This window comes from Streptomyces sp. SPB162 (assembly GCF_029504575.1).
In the GTDB taxonomy this organism is placed as follows: Bacteria; Actinomycetota; Actinomycetes; order Streptomycetales; family Streptomycetaceae; genus Actinacidiphila.
This window is the reverse complement of record NZ_JAQFII010000001.1, coordinates 1,809,752-1,828,096: the sequence shown is the minus strand read 5'-3', so window position 1 is coordinate 1,828,096 and position 18,345 is coordinate 1,809,752. Positions and strand designations below refer to the sequence as shown.

Below are 18,345 nucleotides of genomic sequence, written 5' to 3'. Positions count from 1 at the left end.
CCGGCGAGGGGCCGCACCGTCCTCGCGCCCGGATGGTGATGTGCCCCACACCGGCGCGCCGGAAGTCCGCTGATCGGGGCCCACGGCGCCCGGTGCGTACCACCTCGACCCCCCGTCTCGGGCAACAACCGGCTTGCCACGCCCCGGTAGACTGGCCTGTATGGCAGTCCCTCTCGTTCATTAGCCGGCGGCGTACGACCTCCCCGCGCCCCTTTCTGTCGTTCGCCATGCCCTGGAGCTTTTCCCGTGATTACTGCCACCGGCCTCGAGCTGCGTGCTGGAGCCCGCATCCTCATCGAGTCCGCCTCCTTCCGTATCGCCAAGGGCGACCGCATCGGCCTCGTCGGCCGCAACGGTGCCGGCAAGACCACCCTGACCAAGGTCCTGGCGGGTGAGGGCCAGCCCGCCGGCGGCACCGTGACCCGGTCGGGCGAGGTCGGCTACCTCCCGCAGGACCCGCGCACCGGCGACCTGGAGACCCTCGCCCGCGACCGCATCCTCTCCGCACGCGACCTGGACTCCGTCCTGCGCAAGATGCGGGAGAACGAGGAGCGGATGGCGAACGGCAAGGGCGCCACCCGCGAGAAGGCGATGCGGAAGTACTCCAACCTGGAGACCGAGTTCCTCACCAAGGGCGGCTACGCGGCCGAGGCCGAGGCGTCCACCATCGCCGCCGCGCTGGGGCTGCCCGACCGGGTGCTCGGCCAGCCGCTGCACACCCTGTCCGGCGGTCAGCGACGCCGGGTGGAGCTGGCCCGGATCCTGTTCTCCGACGCCGACACCCTGCTGCTGGACGAGCCGACCAACCACCTGGACGCGGACTCGATCGCCTGGCTGCGCGACTACCTCAAGACGTACCGCGGCGGCTTCATCGTGATCTCCCACGACATCCAGCTCGTGGAGACGGTCGTCAACAAGGTCTTCTACCTGGACGCCAACCGCACCCAGATCGACGTCTACAACATGGGCTGGAAGCTGTACCAGGCCCAGCGCGAGGCCGACGAGAAGCGCCGCAAGCGCGAGCGCAGCAACGCCGAGAAGAAGGCCGCGTCGCTCAACTCGCAGGCCGACAAGATGCGCGCCAAGGCCACCAAGACGGTCGCCGCGCAGAACATGGCCAAGCGCGCCGACCGGCTGCTGGCGGGCCTCGACGCCGTCCGGGTCTCGGACAAGGTCGCCAAGCTCCGCTTCCCGGACCCCGCGCCCTGCGGCAAGACCCCGCTGATGGCGACCGGACTGTCGAAGTCGTACGGCTCGCTGGAGATCTTCACCGACGTCGACCTGGCCATCGACCGCGGCTCCCGCGTCGTCATCCTCGGCCTCAACGGCGCCGGCAAGACGACGCTGCTGCGCCTGCTGGCGGGCGTCGAGACGCCCGACACCGGGAAGGTCGAGCCGGGCCACGGCCTCAAGCTCGGCTACTACGCCCAGGAGCACGAGACGCTGGATCCGGACCGCACGGTCCTGGAGAACATGCGCTCGGCCGCCCCGGACACCGACCTGGTCGAGATCCGCAAGATCCTCGGCTCGTTCCTGTTCTCGGGCGACGACGTGAACAAGCCGGCCGGTGTCCTGTCCGGTGGTGAGAAGACCCGGCTGGCGCTCGCGTCGCTGGTGGTCTCCAGCGCGAACGTGCTGCTGCTCGACGAGCCCACCAACAACCTCGACCCGGCCAGCCGCGAGGAGATCCTCGGCGCGCTGCACACGTTCAGCGGCGCCGTCGTCCTGGTGACGCACGACGAGGGCGCGGTGCACGCGCTGGCGCCCGAGAAGATCATCCTGCTGCCCGACGGTGTCGAGGACCTGTGGGGCGAGGACTACGCGGATCTGGTCTCGCTGGCCTGACCCCTCCCGCGCGGCCTGTCGGATCGCCGCCGGCCCCTCTGATCACTTGGCAGTGGATCATTCGGCCTATGGGTGATCCATCATCTGTGTGAGACGAGCTCATACCGCGCCACCCGGTGGCGCGGTATGGGTGCCGCCCTGAGTCGATCAGTGGTGTGACGTCGGGAAACTCCTTACCGACCATGGATGACCTGCCGCTTCTCGCGGCGCTCGGACAATTGTCCGGAAAACGACGGCCGAATTCAGGGATCTTCCCGTGCTGCTCGGTCGCCGAAAAAAGGTCTCCTCTTCAAATGTTGTCGTACGGACCTTGCCGAATGGGTGGCCAGGAAGCCGCCTAGGGGTGATCATGAGAGTCCAGAGCGCACTTCCCTAGAGGAGGCACGGGTGGCCGAGACTCTGAAGAAGGGCAGCCGGGTAACCGGCGCCGCGCGCGAGAAGCTCGCGGCAGACCTGAAGAAGAAGTACGACTCCGGTGCGAGCATCCGGGCGTTGGCCGAGGAAACCGGCCGCTCCTATGGATTCGTGCACCGGATGCTCAGCGAGTCCGGCGTGACCCTTCGCGGTCGCGGCGGCGCAACACGAGGCAAGTCGAAGGCCGCTACGGCCTGACGGGCAGGGCATCTCCCGCGATCCGGATTCCCGGCGTGCCCACCCGGTCGTCGCGTGTGTCGACCGGGTGGTTACTCTTCGGTAATCAATTCCGTGGTTCGCTCGGAGGTGCCCGATGCCCGACCCCACCGTGCTGCTCGAGCGGGACGGAGTGCGGCTCACCGCCGACGACTCCGTCGCGACCGTCACACTGTGCAATCCGGCCAAGCGCAACGCCCAGTCGCCCGCCATGTGGCGGACGCTGACAGAAGCCGGCCGGCTCCTGCCGGGCGACGTACGCGTCGTCGTGCTCCGCGGCGAAGGTCAGTCCTTCTCCGCCGGACTCGACCGGCAGGCCTTCACGCCCGAGGGCTTCGACGGCGAGCCGTCGTTCATCGACCTCGCGCGCGGTTCCGACAAGCAGCTCGACGCGACCATCGCCGAGTACCAGGAAGCGTTCACCTGGTGGCGGCGCAGCGACATCGTGAGCATCGCGGCCGTACAGGGCCACGCCATCGGTGCCGGCTTCCAGCTCGCCCTCGCCTGCGATCTGCGGGTGTGCGCGGACGACGCTCAGTTCGCCATGCGCGAGACCAGCCTCGGCCTGGTCCCCGACCTCGGTGGCACCAAGCCGCTGGTCGACCTCGTCGGCTACGCGCGGGCGCTGGAGATCTGCGCCACCGGGCGCTTCGTGCACGGCTCGGAGGCCGAGCGCCTCGGCCTCGCCAACCTGGTCGTCCCGGTCACCGAACTGGACGCCACCGTCCGTGACCTCGCCGCCGCGCTGCTCGCCGCGCCCCGCGACGCCGTCATCGAGACCAAGGCCCTGCTGCAGGGCGCCGTCGGCCGCTCCTACGAGGAGCAGCGCCCCGCCGAGCGCGCCGCCCAGGGCCGCCGGCTGCGCGACCTCGCCGGGGTCGGCGAGTAGTTCCACCGGGGCGATGGACGGTTGTGGTCACCCGATGGCGGTGACCACGACCGCCGTCGTCACCGGGCCCGGCGAACCGGCGTCCGCGGCCTTCGTGACCGCCACGCGCACCGCGCGGGCCACGTCCAGCGCGCGGTGGCCGGGCACGACCGCGATCTGCGCCCTGACCTCCCGGGCCGGCGGGTCCCCGACGTCGGCCGTGCGGATCCCGGACGCGAAACCGCCGAGCCGCGAGGTCACCCGGGCGACGCCCGGCACCAGGAGCGCGGCGACGACCACGCCGTTCGCGGCAGGCGCCGGCCCGGTGTCCTCAAGGTCCTGACCGGTGGCGCCGCCTTCGAGAACGGGGGCGGGGACGGCATCGAGGACCGGCACGGCCCGCTGCCCGGCCGGGAGGTCCAGCAGGCCGGTGACGTCGAGGTCCACCGAGGCGACGGGCAGCCCCAGCACATCGTGGGCCGCACTCCACAGAGCCGCCCGCAGCCGTTCGGCGGTGGCGGTCAGCGGCCGGTCCACGGCGGCCTCGAAGGCCGCGGACACGCACAGCGGGCCGGGCGGCACCGCACCCGGCGGTACGGGCGACGTAGCGCCGGCCCCGTCCGCCGTCCGCTCCACCTCCGTAGCCGGGCCCGTCGGCCCCTCCGCTTCCGGACTGATGCGCAGGGACCCGACCCGTACACCGGAGAGCCCGGCCACCGCCCGGCGCAGCGCTTCGGCGGCCGCGCTCTCGGTGATCCAGACACCGTCTCCCACCCCGCCGAGCGGCAGTACGCGCCCGAACGCGATCTGCTCCCGTACCGCACGGGTCAAACGGTCCACAGTCACCGGTCTCCGCCTCCTTCGTCGCGCACCACCCGAACGGCGGTCCGCCCCGTATCTCCTGGCCGCATCTCCGCAGCGCGGTAGGGCATGCGCACATAGTGTGGTGCACGGAGCAGCCCAGACGAAGGGACGACTCGCGATGACCGAGGCGGCACAGCGCAACATGTCCGAGCCGAACGGCCCCGATGCCGCGGGCGAAGGCAGAACGTTGGAGAAGGGCACGAGCGCGGGTTCGGGGACGCCCGGCCGGCGGGCGCCGCTGGGCGACCCCGCGACCCGCGGCAGGACCACCATCGCCGACGGCGTGGTCGAGAAGATCGCCGGGCTGGCCGCCCGTGACGTGCTCGGCGTGCACGCGATGGGCAGCGGCTTCGCCCGCACCTTCGGCGCGGTGCGCGACCGGGTGCCCGGCAGTAAGTCCGTCACCCGTGGTGTGAAGGCGGAGGTCGGCGAGGTGCAGACCGCGCTCGACCTGGACATCGTCGTCGAGTACGGGGTGTCCATCGTCGAAGTGGCCCGGGCCGTGCGGGAGAACGTGATCGCCGCGGTCGAGCGGATGACCGGCCTGGAGGTCGTCGAGGTCAACGTCGCGGTCGGCGATGTGAAGCTGCCGGACGAGGACGACGAGGACGACCGCGAGCAGAGGGTCCAGTGACGACCGCGCGGACAGGTGGGACGGCGGCCGGCGTCGCCGGCGACAGCGGTGAGACGAGGACGGTGAGCGGACGATGAGGATGTCACTGGTCGGACTGATCGTGGGCATGGCGCTCGGGTTCGCCGGGTACTTCGGCGGATTCGGCGCGTTCCTGCTGGTGGCCGCGCTCGGCGCGGTCGGCTTCGTGGCCGGGAAGTTCCTGGACGGCGACCTGGAGCCCGGAGAGTTCTTCCGCAGCCGCGACCGGCGGCGGTGATGGCCGCTGCCGCCCCGGCCACCCTGCCGGCCGCGGATCGCGGCGCGCTGAGGATCGCTGACCGGGTGGTGGCGAAGATCGCCGCTCGGGCCGCGTCCGAGGTGCTCGCGGACGTCCCGGAGTCCGGGCTCGTGCCGCCGGACCGCAAGCCGCACGCGTCGGTCTCGGTGCGCAAGGAGACCGCGCGGGTGCGGTTGTCGGTGGAACTGGGCTATCCGGGTGATCTCGGCAGGGTCTGCGGCTCGGTCCGCAGCCACGTCGCGGACCGCGTGCGGGCGCTGACGGGTATGGAGGTACCCGAGGTCGCCGTCGAGATCGAGCGTCTGCACTCCGCGACAGCTCGGCAGCAGAGTGAGGGGAGGGTGCTGTGACCGGGACCGGTGCGTCATCCGAACCCGATGGCACGACACGGCAGCTGCCGGTCATCGGCTCCCATGAGCCGGACCGGCCCGACGGGCCCACCGCCGAGCGCCCCGCCGAGCCGCCGGCCGGCCGTGCGTCCCGGTTCTGGTCGCAGCGCAGGGTGCCGTCGGCGCTGACCGCGCTGGTGGTGCTGGGCGCCGCCGGGATCCTGCTCTACGACATCGCCGCGGTCCGTACCGACCGCGCCGCGATGAGCTGGCGGCCCCGGCTGGCGCGCGAACTGGCCACCCGGCCGCTGGACGACTGGCTCGTCATCACCGCCGCGGCGGTCGCGGCGGCGATCGGCCTGTGGCTGATCGTGCTGGCCGTGACCCCGGGTCTGCGCGACGTCCTGCCGATGCGCCGCAGCACGACGGGGGTGCGCGCCGGGCTCGACCGGCACGCGGCCGAACTCACGCTGCGCGACCGGGCGATGGAGGTCGGCGGGGTGCACACCGTCCGGGTCCGCGTCGGCCGCCACCGGGTCACCGCCCGCGCCGCGTCGCACTTCCGCGACCTGGACGAGGTACGGGCCGATCTGGACACCGCCCTGAGAGAGGGAGTCGTCCAGCTCGGGCTGGCCCGTCCGCCCGCCCTGACCATCTCCGTCCAGCGCGCCCAGAAGGGCTGATCCGCCGATGCGCAGCACCCTCAACCGGATCCTGCTGGCACTGACCGGCCTGTTCCTGCTGGTCGCCGGTCTCGCCGTGCTGGTCGGCAGCCTGGACCTGCAGCGCCGCTGGGGATTCACGCTGCCGGACAAGTGGCCCTTCGACGGGCCGAAGGACGTGCTCCTCACGGCCCACGAGCGCACCCGCTACCGGGACGACGGCTGGTGGTGGCCCGCCGTGCTGGCCGCCCTGGGCGTGCTGGTGCTCGCGGCCCTGTGGTGGTTCCTGGCGCAGCTGCGCAGCCACCGGATGCGCCAGTTGCGCGTCGACAGCCGTGACGGCCAGGACGCCGTCCTGCGGGGGCGCGCCCTGGAGGACGTCCTGGTCACCGAGACCGAGGCGCTGCACGGCGTGGACCGGGCCGGCGCGACGCTGACCGGCAAGCGCTCCGCGCCCCGGGCGCGCCTCACCCTCGCGCTGGCACCCCACGCGGCCCCCGACACCGTCGTCTCCCGCCTGGACACCGACATCCTGCGGCGCGCGGGCAGTTCCGCCGGGCTCGACCACCTCCCGGCCGAGGCGCGGCTGCGCGCCGTCAAGCACCGGGCCAGCCGCGTCAGCTGACCGGCGCGCGGCGGCCCGGGAGGGCCCCCGCGCGCCGTAGGTCAGAAGCCGTGCCGGGCGCCGCCGTCGACCGGGAGCATGACGCCCGTCAGGTACGAGGCGGCGGGAGAGAGCAGGAAGGCCGCGGCGCGGCCGAACTCCTCCGGGGTGCCGTAGCGGCGCAGCGGGATGCCGGCGCTGTGCCGGGCGCGGGCGGCCGCCGCGTCGCCGCTGAGGGCGTCGAGTTCCGCCACCCGCTCGGTGTCGATCCTCGACGGCAGCAGCCCGACGACGCGGATGCCGCGCGGGCCCAACTCGTTGGCGAGGTTCTTGGCGAAGCCCGCCAGCCCCGGCCGCAGTCCGTTGGAGACCGTGAGGCCCGTGATGGGCTCGTACACCGACGCGGAGAGCACGAAGCCGATCACGCCGCCCTCGCCGAGCGCCGCCGCGGCGGCCCGGGCCAGCCGCACCGCACCGAGGAAGACCGTCTCGAACGCGTCCCGCCACTGGTCGTCCGTGATGTCCTCGGTCAGGCCGACTGCCGGGCCGCCGACGCTGATCAGCACGCCGTCCAGCCGTCCGAACTCCGCGCGGGCGGCGTCGATGAGCCGGTCGGGAGTGTCCGCGGCGGTGTTGTCGGCGGCCAGCCCGACGGTGTTCCCCGGGCCGCCCAGCGCGCCGGCCGCCGCGTCGGCCGACTCCTGCGAGCGGCCGGTGACGACCAGCTTCGCGCCGTCCGCCGCCAGCTCGCGGGCGGCCGCCAGGCCCAGCCCGCGGGTGGCGCCGGTGACGATGTACACCCGGTCCTTCAGTTCGAGATCCATGCGCTCATGCTCCCTTACGTGCCCCGGACAGGTGCAGCGCGGTGTTGACGAGCCCGATGTGGCTGAAGGCCTGCGGGAAGTTGCCGAGCTGGCGGTGGGAGACCGGGTCCCACTCCTCGGCGAGCAGCCCCACATCGTTGCGCAGGCTCAGCAGGTGCCCGAACAGCTCGCGCGCCTCGCGCTCGCGGCCGGTTGAGTGCAGCGCGTCGACCAGCCAGAACGAGCAGGCCAGGAAGGCGCCCTCCTGGCCGGGCAGCCCGTCCACGGCCTTCTCGTCCAGGGTGTAGCGGCGGACGAGGCCGCCGTGGTCCAGCTCCCTGCGCACCGCGTCGACCGTGCCGATCACGCGCGGGTCGGAGGCGGGCAGGAATCCGACCTGGGGGATGAGCAGCGTCGCCGCGTCGAGCTGGGTGGAGCCGTAGAACTGGGTGAACGTGCCGCGCTCGTTGTCGTAGCCGCGCTTGCACACCTCCAGGTGCACCTGGTCGCGCATGGCCCGCCAGCCGGCCAGGTCCCCGCCGCGCTTGGGCTGCGCTTCCAGCGTGCGGACCGCGCGGTCCGCGGCGACCCACGCCATCACCTTGGAGTGCGTGAAGTGCCGGCGCTGCCCGCGGACCTCCCACAGTCCCTCGTCCGGCTCGCGCCAGTTCGACTCCAGGAAGTCCATCAGGGTGCGCTGCAGGCTCCAGGCGTGCTTGTCGTCGGCGAGTCCGCTCTCGCGCGCCAGGTAGAGCGAGTCGAGCACCTCGCCGTAGACGTCGAGCTGCAGTTGCCCGGCCGCGGCGTTGCCGATCCGGACCGGGGCGGACGCCTCGTACCCCGCCAGCCACGGCACCTCGTACTCGGTCAGCCGCCGCTCACCGGAGATCCCGTACATGATCTGCAGGTCGGCCGGGTCCCCGGCGACCGCGCGCAGCAGCCAGTTGCGCCACTTCGAGGCCTCCTCGAGGTAGCCGCTGGAGACCATCGCGTTGAGCGTCAGGGTGGCGTCGCGGAGCCAGCAGTAGCGGTAGTCCCAGTTGCGCACCCCGCCGATCTCCTCCGGCAGCGACGTGGTGACGGCCGCGGCGATGCCGCCGGACGGCGCGTAGGTGAGCGCCTTGAGGGTGATGAGGGAGCGCAGCACGGCGTCGCGCCAGGGGCCGTCGTAGGTGCACTGCGCCGACCACTTCTCCCAGTCCTCGATGCTGGTGTCCAGCGCCTCGTACGGGTCGATCCGGCGTGGCCGCGTCTCGTGCGACGGGTGCCAGGTGATGACGAAGGCGACGCGCTCGCCCGCCGAGACGGAGAAGTCGGCGTAGGTGCAGAAGTCCTTGCCGTACATCGGCAGCTGCGACGGATAGCTGCGAAGCCAGACCGAGTCGGGTCCCGCGACCGCGATGCGGTGGCCGTCGGCCCGCCGCATCCAGGGCACGATGCTGCCGTAGTCGAAGCGCAGCCGCAGCTCGCTGCGCATCTGCACGGTGCCGGAGACGCACTCCACGATCCGCATGACGTCGGGGGCGCGGTCGCGCTGCGGCATGAAGTCGATGACCTTGACCGTGCCGGTCTCGGTCTCCCAGAAGGTCTCCAGCACCAGGGTGTCGCCGCGGTACGCGCGCCGGGTGCACTGGTCGCCGCCGGCCGGGGCGATCCGCCACGAGCCGTTCTCCTCGTCCCCGAGCAGCGCCGCGAAGCACGCGGCGGAGTCGAAGCGGGGCAGGCACAGCCAGTCGATGGAGCCGTCCTTGCCGACGAGCGCCGCGGTCTGCAGATCGCCGATGAGCGCGTAGTCCTCGATCAGTCCTGGCACGGGGCCGCCTTTCGTACACACTGCTGGTCGTAGCGTGCCGGGGACGGGTTCACACCGCGACCGGAACGCCTTTCGGGGACTCCTGCCCGGAGTCGCGCTCCTTGCGCTCGCGGCGCACCAGAATGACCCAGCCGACCGGGATCATCGCCGAGAACAGCCACCACTGGATCGCGTACGCCATGTGCGGGCCGATGCTGGAGTCGTCCGGCTCGGGGATCAGTTCCGGCTGGGGTCCTGAGGGCTTGGGGGAGGTGGTGGCCAGCTCCAGATAGCCGCCGAGCAGCGGCCGGGGGTCGGATTTCGCCAGGTCGGCGGAGTTGATGAGCATGATCATGCGGTCCGGCAGACCGCTCTTGTTCCTGATGCCGGTGCTCGAACTCGTCTCGTCGGGGCGCAGCCGCCCGGTGACGGTGATCTCGCCGGACGCGGCGGCCGGGATCCTCGGCAGCGTGGTGAGCCCGCCGTCGGCGTCGATCCACCCCCGGTCGACCAGGACCGCCCTGCCGTCGTCCAGCACGAGCGGGGTGATGACGTGATACCCGTTCTTCTGCCCGTCGGCCGCGGTGCGCTGGCGGGCGACGAGCTCGTGCGCGGGGTCGTAGCGGCCGGTCGCGCTGACCGCGCGGTACAGGTCCTTGCGGGGCACGGTCCTGCCCGGCGCTGCCAGCTCCTCCACAGGGACGGCGGCGGCCTTGACGTTCTGGCTGATCAGGTGGTTGTTGGCCACCCGGTGCTGGTGGCGGTGCAGCTGCCAGTAGCCCAGCTTGACCATCGTGGGGATCATGACCAGGCCGAGCAGCGTGAGGATCACCCACTGGCGGGACAGCAGAAAGCGGTACACCCCACGACGGTACTCGGTCGCGGGATGCCTGCCGATAGCGGGTCGATGGGGACGGATCAGGAGATCGGGGCGGAGCCGACACGGTCGACTACGCCGTGCGCGCCCTCCGCCTTGGCGCAGTGCGCACTGCAGTACCACTGGCCGTCGGCCTCGACGCCGTGGCCGACGATCTGCACCCGGCAGTGCTCACAGATGGGCGCCATGCGGTGGATGGCGCACTCGAAGCTGTCGAAGACGTGCACCGCCCCCTGGGCGTGCACCTCGAAGCTCATGACGTAGTCGTTTCCGCACACTTCACAACGGGCCATGGGGCACAGATTGCGCCGCAGGGAGGCGGCGGGCAACACGCGGCCGGGCGCGTCGCGGCCGCGCCACTCGATCAGCCGTGTACCCCCGGCGCGGGCGTCACCGCCTTGAGGAGTTCCGCGAAGCGCCGCTCGTCGATGACGGGGGTGCCGAAGGCGCGCGCCTTGACGGTCTTGCCAGTGGAGGAGTCCGGGTCGTTGGTGACGAGCACGCTGGTGAGCCGGCTGACACTGGACGCGACGTGCAGCCCCGCGTCGGTCGCCCGGTCCTCCAGCAGCTCGCGGTCGATCCCGGTGTCACCGGAGAACGCCACCCGCATCCCCTGCATGAGCGGACCGTCGGCCGCCAGCCGGCCCGGGTTGGGGTACGGGCAGGACGGCCGCTTGCGCGCGGGGCGCCAGCTGCCGGGGCGGTAGGAGCCGTACGAGCCGCCGGCCGGCGCCGGGCGGGCCGCCGGGACGCCGCCCTCGACCCATTCGGTCAGCGCCCGGCAGGTGTGCAGCGGCAGCGGCAGGCCGGTGGCGGCCGCCAGGTGCAGGCTGGGGCGGAACGCCTCGGCGAGCACCCGCGCGTCGTCCAGGGCGTGGTGGGCGCGCTGCTGGATGACGCCGTAGTGCGCGGCGAGCGACTCCAGCTTGTGGTTGGCCAGCGGCAGCCGGAGCTCCTTGGCGAGCACGATCGTGCACAGCCGCTGCTCGACCGGGGCGGTGGACTTCGCCCGCGCGTACTCGCGGGCCAGCATGGACCAGTCGAAGACCGCGTTGTGCGCCACGAGGACCCGGCCGGCCAGCCGCTCGGCCAGTTCGGCGGCGATCTCCGGGAAGAGCGGGGCGTCCGCGAGCATCGCGCTGGTCAGTCCGTGGATCCACACCGGGCCGGGATCGCGCAACGGGTTGACCGGCGAGTACCAGTGGTCCTGGACCTCGCCCCGGGAGTCCAGCCGGTAGACGGCGGCGGACACTATCCGGTCGTCGCGGCCGAGACCGGTGGTCTCGACGTCGACCACGGCATATCCGTCCGGGTACGCGGCGGGCCACGGGGACGGGGAGGCGGTCGGCTCGGTGCGGTTGTCCAGCATGGTCATTGAGAATAGGGGGCGTCGCTGACACTCAGCCACGCAGCAGGGAGCCGACCAGGGCGCGCGTCGTGGTGGTGAAGAGGCGTTCGGGGTCGGGCGGGGCGGCCAGCGCGCGGGCGAGCGCCGGGTCGTGGCCGGCCGCGGCGCTGTCCCACAAGTCCTGTTCCGCAGGGCTTTGGGCGGGGGAACGCTCGCGGTTGCGTTCGACCAGGACGAAGCCGATGACGTGGAACTCGATGGCGCGCAGCGCCTCCGCGGCCCGCCCCCCGCGCAGCCCCGCGTCGTGCAGCTCGCGGATCAGGGCCTGCTGGGCGGGGAGGAACATCAGCTCGGTCAGGCCGCGTTCGTGCACCATGGCGATCAGGTGCGGGCGGTCGCGCAGCATCCGGCGCTGGGCGCGCGCGATGGACAGCACCCGGTCGAGCGGGCCGCGGCCGGCGGGCGCGATGGCGCCCATCTCCCGCACGGTGCGGGCCACCAGCTCGTCGAGCAGCGATTCACGGTTGCCCACGTGCCAGTAGATCGAGGTGACCGCGGTGCCCAGTTCCGCCGCGAGCTTGCGCATGGTCAACGCCTCGGGACCGAGCCGCCGGACGAGCACGGCAGCGGCGTCGAGTACGTCGTCGCGGGTCAGGGCGGTGCGCGGCATGGTGCTCCCATTGTGGACCGTGCACGCCTATTTACCCTTCGAGCGCGTCGGTGTAACTGTGTTACAGAGCTCGTCCCGAATCTCTCATGACACACCCGTGTGACTGGCATGAACGAAGGGCGGCACGACATGACGCGAGTACGGTACGGCCCGCGCAGCGCAGCGGAGATGCGGGCGGCGAAGGCCGTCGGCGGCAAGCTCCCCGACATCTGGTCCACCGGGGTGGTGGCGGTCTGGGAGACCGACCCGGACGTGGTGGCGCAGGTCCTGCCGCCGCCGCTCAAGCCGGGGGAACGGCCCCTGGTGCGGGTGAACATCAGCCGTGTCGACCTGTTCGGGCACCCGCTGGGCGCCGGCTCGGTCGCGGTCTCCGCACAGCACGACGGTGTCGAAGGCTGGTATCCGCTGGTGATGCCCATGACGACCGAACGGGCGCTGATCGGCGGCCGGGAGGTCTTCGGCGAACCGAAGAAGCTCGGCGAGGTCGCCGTGGAGCGGGTCGGTGACGTCGTGATGGCCAAACTCGCCCGGCACGGCATCGCGTTCGTCGAGGTCGCCGGCGCCGTCAGCGGCGCGCTGCCGCTGCCGGAGGTCACCGAGAAGACCGACTTCTACTTCAAGTTCCTCCCGGCCGTGGACGGCCAGGGCTTCGACGGCGACCCGGTGCTCGTGCGCTGCACCCGGCGCGAACGGGTGCGCAAGCTGGAGGCGGTGACCGGCAGCGTGGTGCTCCGCGAGTCCGCCTACGACCCGGTCGCCGACCTCGTGGTGCGCCGGCTCGTCGGGATCACGATCGGCGAGAAGACCAGCGACCAGTCCGGCCAGGTCGTCGAACGGGTCAGCGCGCAGGCGCTGCTGCCCTACATCCACCAGCGCTACGACGACGTCCAGCAGCTCCTCGACGCGCCCCACCGGGAGGCCTGATGGAGCTGCGGGCCGGACAGACGGCCGTGGTGACCGGCGCGGCGAGCGGCATCGGGTACGCCATGGCGGAACGGTTCGCCGCGGAAGGGCTGCGGGTGGTCCTCGCCGACGTGGAGGAGGGCGCCCTCGACAAGGCCGTCGCCCGGTTGCGGGAGGGCGGCGCGGAGGCCGTCGGGCAGCTCACCGACGTGAGCGAGCGGGCGTCCGTCGACGCGCTCGCCGAGGCCGCGTACGGGGCCTTCGGCGCCGTCCACGTGCTGTGCAACAACGCCGGGGTCGGCTCGGGGGCCGAGGGCCGGATGTGGGAGCACGACCCCAAGGACTGGCAGTGGGCGTTCTCGGTCAACGTCTGGGGCGTCTTCCACGGCATCCAGGCGTTCCTGCCCCGGATGCTCGCGGCCGGTGAGCCGGGACACGTCGTCAACACCTCGTCGGGCGACGGCGGGATCGCCCCGCTGCCGACCGCGTCGGTGTACGCCGTCACCAAGGCCGCCGTGGTGACGATGACGGAGTCGTTGTACGCCCATCTCAAGGCCGAGCGCGCGGCCGTCGGGGCCTCCGTGCTCTTCCCCGGCCCCCACATGCTCCGCACCGGCCTGTGGGAGTCGCACCGCAACCGCCCCGAGCGGTACGCCAAGTCCGCGCCCCGCCGCACCCCCTACCGCAGCCTCGACCAGTGGGAGGCCGCGATGAAGGAGGCCGGGCACGAGGTGGCGTTCACCCCCGTGGAGGAGGTCGCCGCCTTCGTGGTGGACGGCATCCGCGCGGGCCGCTTCTGGATGCTGCCGGACAGCGAGCGCAGCGACGCCCAGATCAGGGCGCGCTCGCAGTCGATGCTCGACCGGGCCGACCCGGGCTACCTGGAGAACTTCATCCTCGACTGAACGAGGGGACAGGAGACACCATGACGGATCCGTACCTGATCATCTCCTCGGACTGCCACGCGGGCCTGCCGACGGAGCAGTACCGGCCGTACCTCGACAGCAGGTTCCACCCGGACTTCGACGAGTTCCTCGGGCAGCGCCAGGCGCGCCGCGAGGCGATGACGCGGCTCGGGGTGCGCAACGAGGCGTTCGCGCGGAAGTGGTTCAGCGAGAACGAGGAGGGGTTGCGCGGCGGCTGGGACAGCGCGCAGCGTGACAAGGAGCTCGACGGCGACGGGGTGGCGGCCGAGGTCGTCTTCCCGGACGCCGACGCCGTCGACAGCCAGACCGCCGCGCCCTTCGGGGTGGGCCTCGGGCTCTCCGGCGACCAGGACCCCGCGCTGGGGATGGCGGGCGCGCAGGCGCACAACCGCTGGCTGGCGGAGTTCTGCGCCGAACGCAGCCCCGAGCGCCGCTGCGGGGTGGCGCTGCTGCCCATCACCGGCGAGGTCGACGCGGTGGTGGCCGAGGTGCGCCGGGCGAAGGCGTCCGGTCTGGGCGCCCTGATGATCCCCGCCCGGTGGGTCGACAAAGCGGCTTACCACGACGCCCGTTACGACCCGGTATGGGCGGTGGCGCAGGAGCTGGAGATGCCGATCGTGACCCACTCCGGGTCGGCCCCGCACCACGAGTACGGGGACCACCTGGGCATCTACGTCAGCGAGGTGACGTTCTGGCCGTCCCGGCCGCTGTGGTTCCTGCTGTGGGCCGGGGTCTTCGAGCGCTTCCCCGGGCTCAGGTTCGGGATCGCCGAGTCCGGCTGCTGGTGGCTGCCGAACCAGCTGTGGTTCATGGACCGGCTCTACCTCGGCGCGCACGGCGGCAAGAAGCTCTCGCCGTTCGCGGAACTGAAGCGGCCGCCGAGCGAGTACCTGGACCGCCAGGTCTTCATCTGCGCGACCAACACCAAGCGGCGCGAGCTCGCCCAGCGCTACGAGATCGGGGTCGGCAACATCCTGTGGGGCAGCGACTTCCCGCACCCGGAGGGAACCTGGCCCGCGACCCGGGAGTGGCTGCGGAACACCTTCCACGACATCCCGGTGACCGAGACCCGGCAGATGCTGGGGCTGGCCGCCGCCGAGGTCTTCGGCTTCGACACCGGGAAACTGGCGCCGATCGCCGCCCGCATCGGCCCGACCCCGGCGGAGCTGGGCCAGCCGGACGACCAGCAGGCCGTCGAGGCGTCCTGGGCGCGTGCCCGCGAGACGGGACGGCACTGGCTGACCGGCCACGACTTCCCGTACGTCGGGATGGAGGCGGGCACATGACGGCCCCTGACCCCGGCCCCGGCCCCGGACCCGACGACCGCTGCACGGTGATCTCGGCGGACTGCCACGCCGGCGCCGACCTGCTCGACTACCGGCCGTACCTGGAGAGCGCCCACCACGAGGAGTTCGACGCGTGGGCGGCCACCTACGTCAACCCGTACGAGGACCTGATCGCGCCCGAGGCGCCGCGCAACTGGGACTCCGACCGCCGGCTCGCGGAGCTGGAGGCGGACGGCATCGTCGCCGAGGTCGTCTTCCCCAACACCGTGCCGCCGTTCTTCCCCAGCGGCTCGCTGCTGGCCCCCGCGCCGACGAAGGAGGAGTTCGCGCTGCGCTGGGCCGGGCTGCGGGCCCACAACCGCTGGCTCGCCGACTTCTGCGCGCGGGCCCCCGGCCGGCGCGCGGGCGTCGCGCAGATCCTCCTCAACGACGTGGACGCGGCGGTCCGCGAGGTGCGGTGGGCCAGGGAGCACGGGCTGACCGGCGGCATCCTGCTGCCGGGAGCGCCACCGGGTTCCGGCGTCCCCGAGCTGTACTCGGGCGTGTACGACCCGCTCTGGGCGGTCTGCGACGAACTGGACGTGCCGGTCAACCACCACGGGGGCTCGGCGTCCCCGCCGCTGGGCGACGAACCGGCGGCGCGCGCGGTCTTCATGGTCGAGACGACGTGGTTCTCGCACCGGGCACTGTGGCACCTGATTTTCGGCGGGGCGTTCCAACGCCATCCCGGGCTGCGGCTGGTCCTCACCGAGCAGGGCTCGGGGTGGATCCCGGCCGTGCTCGACATGCTGGAGTACTACCACGGGCGGCTGGTCAGCGCCGCGACCCGGGCGGCCACCGCCGAGGCCAAGTTCGGTACCGGACTGGCGGATTCGATGGGCAAGGGCCCGCGGGCCGTCTGGCGGGACAACTGCTTCGTCGGCGCGAGCTTCATGCGTCCCCACGAGGTGCCGCTGCGCGACCGGATCGGCCTGGAGAAGATCATGTGGGGCAGCGACTACCCGCATGACGAGGGCACGTACCCGTACACCCGGGAGGGCCTGCGGATCGCGTTCGCCGGGCTGCCGGCCGAGGAGGTGGCCGCGATGGTGGGCGGCAACGCGGCCCGCGTCTACGGTTTCGACCTCGGGCTGCTGGACGCGGTCGCCGCGAAGTCCGGCCCCACGGTGGCGGAGCTCGCCGAACCGCTGGAGGAGGTGCCCGCCGACGCGACCAGCCCGGCGTTCGCACCGGGAGGTTCGGTCCGCGTGTGGTGAGGAGGGCCCGGCCGGGCGGCGGGGGTACGGGGGTGGATCACCCCGTATCCCGGCGGGCCGCCCCGCCGCGGCTCCGGGGCTCCGGCGGCCCCCGGGCGCCGGGGACCGTAACGGGCGCCGTAACACTCTGCGTACTTGTCGGTAACAACCCCTAGCGGTGGGCGCCCGAGCGCCCCTATCGTGCGTGCATGCCGCAACTGCCCGATGTCGTGCTGTGGTCGATACCGGCCTTCGTCCTGCTCACCGTCCTGGAGATGGTGAGCTACCGCATCCATCCCGACGAGGACGCCGCGGGATACGTCGGCAAGGACGCCGCCACCAGTATCACGATGGGCCTCGGCAGCCTGGTCTTCGACCTGCTGTGGAAGATCCCCATCGTCGCCGTGTACGCGGCGGTCTACGAACTCACCCCGCTGCGCATCCCGGTGCTGTGGTGGACGCTCCCGCTGATGCTGCTCGGCCAGGACTTCTTCTACTACTGGTCGCACCGCGGGCACCACATGATCCGGCTGCTGTGGGCCTGCCACGTGGTCCACCACTCCAGCCGCAACTTCAACCTCTCCACCGCGCTGCGCCAGCCCTGGACCACCCTCACCGTCTGGCCGTTCTACGTGCCGCTGATCGCCTGCGGGGTGCACCCGGCGGCGCTGGCCTTCTGCTCGTCGGCCAATCTCGTCTACCAGTTCTTCGTGCACACCGAGCGGGTCGACAAGCTGCCCCGGCCCTTCGAGTACGTGCTCAACACCCCCTCGCACCACCGGGTGCACCACGCCTCCCAGGGCGGCTACCTGGACCGCAACTTCGGCGGCATCCTCATCGTCTGGGACCGGCTCTTCGGCTCGTTCGCGCCCGAGACCGAGCGGCCGGTGTTCGGCCTCACCAAGAACATCGACACGTACAACCCGCTGCGCGTGGCCACCCACGAGTACGCGGCCATCGCCCGCGACGTGGCCGCCGCCGGTACCTGGCGGGCCCGCTTCGGCCATGTGCTGCGCGGCCCCGGCTGGCAGCCGGCCCCGGTGCCCGCACCCGCGCCCGTCTCCGCGGTCCCGGCCGCCGGGGAGCGGGCCGCGTGAGCCGTGCCCGTACGGAGCGGGCGCTGCTCGTCGCGTTCGCCGTCGTCGGCGCCGCCCACCTGGCCGCGACCCTCGCGGGCTGGGACCTGGGGCGGCAGCTCACCAAGCCCGCCCTGCTGCCCGTCCTGGCCGGCTGGGCGGCGGCCCGCGGCGGTCCGCGGCCGCTGATCGCCGCGCTGCTGTTCGGCTGGGGCGGCGATGTCGCCCTGCAGATCGGCGGGGACCTGGCGTTTCTGGCCGGCATGGGCTCCTTCGCCGCCGGACACGTCTGCTACCTGGTGCTCTTCGTCCGGCACGGCGCCTTCGCCGACCGCCGGAATGCGCTGCGGCGCGCCGCCGGGTACACCGTGGTGTGGCTGGTGATGATCACGCTGCTGTGGGGCGGCTTGGAAGCGTCGATGCGGATCCCGGTCGCGGGCTACAGCCTGCTGCTGACCGCGATGGCCACCGGGGCCGCCGGGCTCGGTGCGCGAGCGGCGGCCGGGGGCGCGCTGTTCCTGCTCTCCGACACGCTCATCGCCGCCGGCATCGCCGACTGGCCGCTGCTCCCGGCCCACGACTTCTGGATCATGCTCACCTACCTCGCCGCCCAGTACCTGCTGGCCGGTGCCCTGACCTGCCCGGACCCGCGGCGCGCGGCACCCGGCCCCCAGGCGTACCGTGAAGTCACCCCATTGAGCTGAGCACCGAGGACA

The 18,345-nt window shown here is 72.4% G+C and carries 21 protein-coding genes; 14 read left to right on the top strand and 7 right to left on the bottom strand.

Going from position 1 to position 18,345, the window contains the following annotated elements:
* Nucleotides 1-246: 246 nt before the first annotated feature.
* The 3 genes from M2266_RS08510 to M2266_RS08500 all read left to right on the top strand — a co-directional run bounded on the left by M2266_RS08510 (nucleotide 247) and on the right by M2266_RS08500 (nucleotide 3,364).
* On the top strand, nucleotides 247-1,845 hold the full coding sequence (locus M2266_RS08510) for an ABC-F family ATP-binding cassette domain-containing protein (protein WP_277437618.1): 1,599 nt from the start codon (nucleotides 247-249) through the stop codon (nucleotides 1,843-1,845).
* Nucleotides 1,846-2,232: 387 nt separating this feature from the next.
* On the top strand, nucleotides 2,233-2,457 hold the full coding sequence (locus M2266_RS08505) for a helix-turn-helix domain-containing protein (RefSeq protein ID WP_187144825.1): 225 nt from the start codon (nucleotides 2,233-2,235) through the stop codon (nucleotides 2,455-2,457).
* Between the two features lie 115 nt (nucleotides 2,458-2,572).
* Entirely contained in the window at nucleotides 2,573-3,364 is a 792-nt protein-coding gene (locus M2266_RS08500; RefSeq protein ID WP_277437617.1) for an enoyl-CoA hydratase/isomerase family protein, read from the top strand.
* Between the two features lie 27 nt (nucleotides 3,365-3,391).
* Here M2266_RS08500 and M2266_RS08495 read toward each other — a convergent pair whose 3' ends face one another.
* Complete coding sequence (locus M2266_RS08495) at nucleotides 3,392-4,189, bottom strand: hypothetical protein (RefSeq protein ID WP_277437616.1); 798 nt, start codon at nucleotides 4,187-4,189, stop codon at nucleotides 3,392-3,394.
* Nucleotides 4,190-4,325: 136 nt separating this feature from the next.
* Here M2266_RS08495 and M2266_RS08490 point away from each other — a divergent pair, with 136 nt between their 5' ends.
* From M2266_RS08490 to amaP, 5 genes are all read left to right on the top strand, one after another.
* Nucleotides 4,326-4,841, top strand: coding sequence for an Asp23/Gls24 family envelope stress response protein (locus tag M2266_RS08490; RefSeq protein ID WP_277437615.1), 516 nt, complete (start codon nucleotides 4,326-4,328; stop codon nucleotides 4,839-4,841).
* A 73-nt stretch (nucleotides 4,842-4,914) separates the two neighbouring features.
* Nucleotides 4,915-5,097: a hypothetical protein gene (locus tag M2266_RS08485; protein ID WP_269272279.1), complete on the top strand. Its 183-nt coding sequence runs from the start codon at nucleotides 4,915-4,917 to the stop codon at nucleotides 5,095-5,097.
* Nucleotides 5,097-5,468 carry an Asp23/Gls24 family envelope stress response protein gene (locus tag M2266_RS08480; RefSeq protein ID WP_277437614.1) on the top strand — a complete coding sequence of 124 codons (372 nt, stop codon included), beginning with the start codon at nucleotides 5,097-5,099 and terminating at the stop codon, nucleotides 5,466-5,468. Before M2266_RS08485 ends, M2266_RS08480 begins: the two co-directional genes overlap by 1 nt.
* Nucleotides 5,465-6,130, top strand: a complete 666-nt coding sequence (locus M2266_RS08475; RefSeq protein ID WP_277437613.1) for a DUF6286 domain-containing protein — start codon at nucleotides 5,465-5,467, stop codon at nucleotides 6,128-6,130. The genes M2266_RS08480 and M2266_RS08475 overlap by 4 nt, the downstream gene beginning before the upstream one ends.
* A 7-nt stretch (nucleotides 6,131-6,137) precedes the next feature.
* Nucleotides 6,138-6,734, top strand: coding sequence for an alkaline shock response membrane anchor protein AmaP (amaP, locus tag M2266_RS08470; RefSeq protein ID WP_277437612.1), 597 nt, complete (start codon nucleotides 6,138-6,140; stop codon nucleotides 6,732-6,734).
* Between the two features lie 41 nt (nucleotides 6,735-6,775).
* Here amaP and M2266_RS08465 read toward each other — a convergent pair whose 3' ends face one another.
* The 6 genes from M2266_RS08465 to M2266_RS08440 all read right to left on the bottom strand — a co-directional run bounded on the left by M2266_RS08465 (nucleotide 6,776) and on the right by M2266_RS08440 (nucleotide 12,203).
* Complete coding sequence (locus M2266_RS08465) at nucleotides 6,776-7,537, bottom strand: SDR family oxidoreductase (protein WP_277437611.1); 762 nt, start codon at nucleotides 7,535-7,537, stop codon at nucleotides 6,776-6,778.
* Between the two features lie 4 nt (nucleotides 7,538-7,541).
* Complete coding sequence (locus tag M2266_RS08460; protein ID WP_277437610.1) at nucleotides 7,542-9,329, bottom strand: glycoside hydrolase family 15 protein; 1,788 nt, start codon at nucleotides 9,327-9,329, stop codon at nucleotides 7,542-7,544.
* Nucleotides 9,330-9,378: 49 nt separating this feature from the next.
* Complete coding sequence (locus M2266_RS08455; RefSeq protein WP_277437609.1) at nucleotides 9,379-10,170, bottom strand: SURF1 family protein; 792 nt, start codon at nucleotides 10,168-10,170, stop codon at nucleotides 9,379-9,381.
* A gap of 56 nt (nucleotides 10,171-10,226) precedes the next feature.
* Entirely contained in the window at nucleotides 10,227-10,478 is a 252-nt protein-coding gene (locus M2266_RS08450) for a hypothetical protein (RefSeq protein WP_277437608.1), read from the bottom strand.
* A 71-nt stretch (nucleotides 10,479-10,549) separates the two neighbouring features.
* Nucleotides 10,550-11,560 (bottom strand): DEDDh family exonuclease, encoded by a 1,011-nt coding sequence (locus M2266_RS08445; RefSeq protein ID WP_277437607.1) that lies wholly within the window; start codon nucleotides 11,558-11,560, stop codon nucleotides 10,550-10,552.
* 25 nt (nucleotides 11,561-11,585) lie between these two features.
* Nucleotides 11,586-12,203: a TetR/AcrR family transcriptional regulator gene (locus M2266_RS08440; protein WP_277437606.1), complete on the bottom strand. Its 618-nt coding sequence runs from the start codon at nucleotides 12,201-12,203 to the stop codon at nucleotides 11,586-11,588.
* A 129-nt stretch (nucleotides 12,204-12,332) separates the two neighbouring features.
* Here M2266_RS08440 and M2266_RS08435 point away from each other — a divergent pair, with 129 nt between their 5' ends.
* The 6 genes from M2266_RS08435 (at nucleotide 12,333) to M2266_RS08410 (ending at nucleotide 18,333) form a co-directional block, all read left to right on the top strand.
* Nucleotides 12,333-13,127: an acetoacetate decarboxylase family protein gene (locus M2266_RS08435; protein ID WP_277437605.1), complete on the top strand. Its 795-nt coding sequence runs from the start codon at nucleotides 12,333-12,335 to the stop codon at nucleotides 13,125-13,127.
* Nucleotides 13,127-14,011 (top strand): SDR family NAD(P)-dependent oxidoreductase, encoded by an 885-nt coding sequence (locus M2266_RS08430; protein ID WP_277437604.1) that lies wholly within the window; start codon nucleotides 13,127-13,129, stop codon nucleotides 14,009-14,011. Before M2266_RS08435 ends, M2266_RS08430 begins: the two co-directional genes overlap by 1 nt.
* A 20-nt stretch (nucleotides 14,012-14,031) precedes the next feature.
* The gene (locus tag M2266_RS08425; protein ID WP_277437603.1) at nucleotides 14,032-15,318 is read left to right on the top strand and encodes an amidohydrolase family protein; all 1,287 of its coding nucleotides are present in this window, start codon (nucleotides 14,032-14,034) and stop codon (nucleotides 15,316-15,318) included.
* On the top strand, nucleotides 15,315-16,574 hold the full coding sequence (locus M2266_RS08420; protein ID WP_277437602.1) for an amidohydrolase family protein: 1,260 nt from the start codon (nucleotides 15,315-15,317) through the stop codon (nucleotides 16,572-16,574). The genes M2266_RS08425 and M2266_RS08420 overlap by 4 nt, the downstream gene beginning before the upstream one ends.
* Before the next feature lie 188 nt (nucleotides 16,575-16,762).
* Nucleotides 16,763-17,650: a sterol desaturase family protein gene (locus M2266_RS08415; RefSeq protein WP_277437601.1), complete on the top strand. Its 888-nt coding sequence runs from the start codon at nucleotides 16,763-16,765 to the stop codon at nucleotides 17,648-17,650.
* Complete coding sequence (locus M2266_RS08410; RefSeq protein WP_277437600.1) at nucleotides 17,647-18,333, top strand: lysoplasmalogenase; 687 nt, start codon at nucleotides 17,647-17,649, stop codon at nucleotides 18,331-18,333. Before M2266_RS08415 ends, M2266_RS08410 begins: the two co-directional genes overlap by 4 nt.
* Nucleotides 18,334-18,345 lie beyond the last annotated feature (12 nt).

Bases quoted from the DNA above. Each gene is read 5' to 3' on its own strand.
- M2266_RS08500 (WP_277437617.1), top strand. From the start codon at position 2,573: ATGCCCGACCCCACCGTGCTGCTCGAGCGGGACGGAGTGCGGCTCACC.
- M2266_RS08490 (WP_277437615.1), top strand. From the start codon at position 4,326: ATGACCGAGGCGGCACAGCGCAACATGTCCGAGCCGAACGGCCCCGAT.
- M2266_RS08485 (WP_269272279.1), top strand. From the start codon at position 4,915: ATGAGGATGTCACTGGTCGGACTGATCGTGGGCATGGCGCTCGGGTTC.
- M2266_RS08480 (WP_277437614.1), top strand. From the start codon at position 5,097: ATGGCCGCTGCCGCCCCGGCCACCCTGCCGGCCGCGGATCGCGGCGCG.
- amaP (WP_277437612.1), top strand. From the start codon at position 6,138: ATGCGCAGCACCCTCAACCGGATCCTGCTGGCACTGACCGGCCTGTTC.
- M2266_RS08465 (WP_277437611.1), bottom strand. From the start codon at position 7,537: ATGGATCTCGAACTGAAGGACCGGGTGTACATCGTCACCGGCGCCACC.
- M2266_RS08450 (WP_277437608.1), bottom strand. From the start codon at position 10,478: ATGGCCCGTTGTGAAGTGTGCGGAAACGACTACGTCATGAGCTTCGAG.
- M2266_RS08445 (WP_277437607.1), bottom strand. From the start codon at position 11,560: ATGACCATGCTGGACAACCGCACCGAGCCGACCGCCTCCCCGTCCCCG.
- M2266_RS08440 (WP_277437606.1), bottom strand. From the start codon at position 12,203: ATGCCGCGCACCGCCCTGACCCGCGACGACGTACTCGACGCCGCTGCC.
- M2266_RS08435 (WP_277437605.1), top strand. From the start codon at position 12,333: ATGACGCGAGTACGGTACGGCCCGCGCAGCGCAGCGGAGATGCGGGCG.
- M2266_RS08430 (WP_277437604.1), top strand. From the start codon at position 13,127: ATGGAGCTGCGGGCCGGACAGACGGCCGTGGTGACCGGCGCGGCGAGC.
- M2266_RS08425 (WP_277437603.1), top strand. From the start codon at position 14,032: ATGACGGATCCGTACCTGATCATCTCCTCGGACTGCCACGCGGGCCTG.
- M2266_RS08420 (WP_277437602.1), top strand. From the start codon at position 15,315: ATGACGGCCCCTGACCCCGGCCCCGGCCCCGGACCCGACGACCGCTGC.
- M2266_RS08415 (WP_277437601.1), top strand. From the start codon at position 16,763: ATGCCGCAACTGCCCGATGTCGTGCTGTGGTCGATACCGGCCTTCGTC.